At 51.3% G+C, this 1,466-nt stretch carries 1 protein-coding gene and 1 pseudogene; one reads left to right on the top strand and one right to left on the bottom strand.

Annotated features, from left to right (window positions below; all coding sequences use genetic code 11):
- A partial coding sequence (locus tag QZ506_RS17090; RefSeq protein WP_291972704.1) for an IS1 family transposase occupies positions 1-192 on the bottom strand: 192 nt, incomplete at its 3' end.
- 159 nt (positions 193-351) lie between these two features.
- Here QZ506_RS17090 and QZ506_RS17085 point away from each other — a divergent pair.
- Positions 352-1,289 (top strand): annotated as a pseudogene (locus tag QZ506_RS17085) (1-aminocyclopropane-1-carboxylate deaminase); the annotation flags it as partial.
- Between the last annotated feature and the right edge of the window lie 177 nt (positions 1,290-1,466).

Genomic DNA, 1,466 nt, shown 5'->3' with positions numbered 1-1,466 from the left:
TTTTGAATATCCGAGCGTCTTGCGATTGAGCCGTTGCAATCGGTTACGCAGTGTCAGATGTGCACGCTCAATACGCTGTGTATACAGCTTGCTAACAATGTGTTTTACTTTTGGAAGTTCGTCGTTGTAAGCCCTGTAGCCACCCGTGTTTGCATGACTGACGACGGTAACGGTGATGGCCACTTTTGCCATCACCGTGTTTTTTCACAGGAGATGTCCGTTCACAAAACGGGCATCTACATCAACTTTAGCCACTGTATTCCACATCAAAAACCGGACATTTCACGCTGCAATCAACATATTGAATACACGACCCGTTTTCCTAATGCCACTTTATTTTGGAGCATGATGATGAATCTGGAGAGATTTCCCCGCTATCCGCTGACCTTCGGTCCCTCTCCCATCACGCCGTTGAAGCGATTGAGCGAACATCTGGGCGGTGATGTCGAACTTTATTCCAAGCGCGAAGACTGCAACAGCGGCCTGGCATTTGGTGGCAATAAAACCCGCAAGATGGAATACCTGATCCCAGAAGCGCTGGAGCAAGGGTGCGACACGCTGGTCTCGATTGGCGGTATTCAGTCGAACCAAACGCGTCAGGTTGCTGCCGTAGCGGCGCACCTCGGCATGAAGTGCGTGTTGGTTCAAGAGAACTGGGGGAATTATGCGGATGCGGTCTACGATCGGGTCGGCAATATCGAACTCTCGCGTATTATGGGGGCGGATGTACGCCTTGATGCCGCTGGATTCGACATTGGCATTCGTCAAAGCTGGCAGCAAGCGATGGAAGAAGCGGCTCAAAACGGTGAAAAACCGTTCCCGAACCCGGCTGGCTGCTCTGAGCATCCATTGGGTGGGCTAGGCTTTGTCGGCTTTGCTGAAGAAGTGCGTCAGCAGGAAAAAGAGCTGGGCTTTACTTTCGATTATATAGTGGTCTGTTCCGTTACCGGCAGCACCCAGGCAGGGATGGTGGTTGGCTTTGCCACCGATGGGCGCTCTCGTCGCGTTATCGGCATCGATCGTCTGCTAAACCAGAACAAACCAAGGCGCAGATTCTGCGTATTGCGCAAAACACGGCGAACCTGGTGGAACTGGGTCGCGAGATCACAGAAGAAGACGTGGTGCTGGATACTCGCTACGGTGGACCGGAGTATGGCTTACCCAATGAAGGTACACTGGAAGCGATTCGTCTGTGCGCCCGCACTGAAGGAGTATTGACCGATCCGGTTTATGAAGGAAAATCCATGCACGGTATGATCGACATGGTGCGTCGCGGAGAGTTTCCTAAAAGTGTATTAGTCGCGACTAGATCTGACACTTGACCTTGAAAGGTTGAGAGTTACCGGTTTTGATATGGGTGCCTAATCCTTAAACAAAACGCGAGGTAACTCTCATGCTTCATACTAACAATCCCATTATCAAACACAAAGCCGGCCTGCTCAATCTCGCCGAAGAACTCGGTAACG

Source organism: Candidatus Symbiopectobacterium sp. (assembly GCF_020054415.1).
GTDB lineage: Bacteria > Pseudomonadota > Gammaproteobacteria > Enterobacterales > Enterobacteriaceae > Symbiopectobacterium.
The sequence above is the reverse complement of the archived record's forward strand: the minus strand, read 5'-3'. Positions and strand labels throughout refer to the sequence as shown.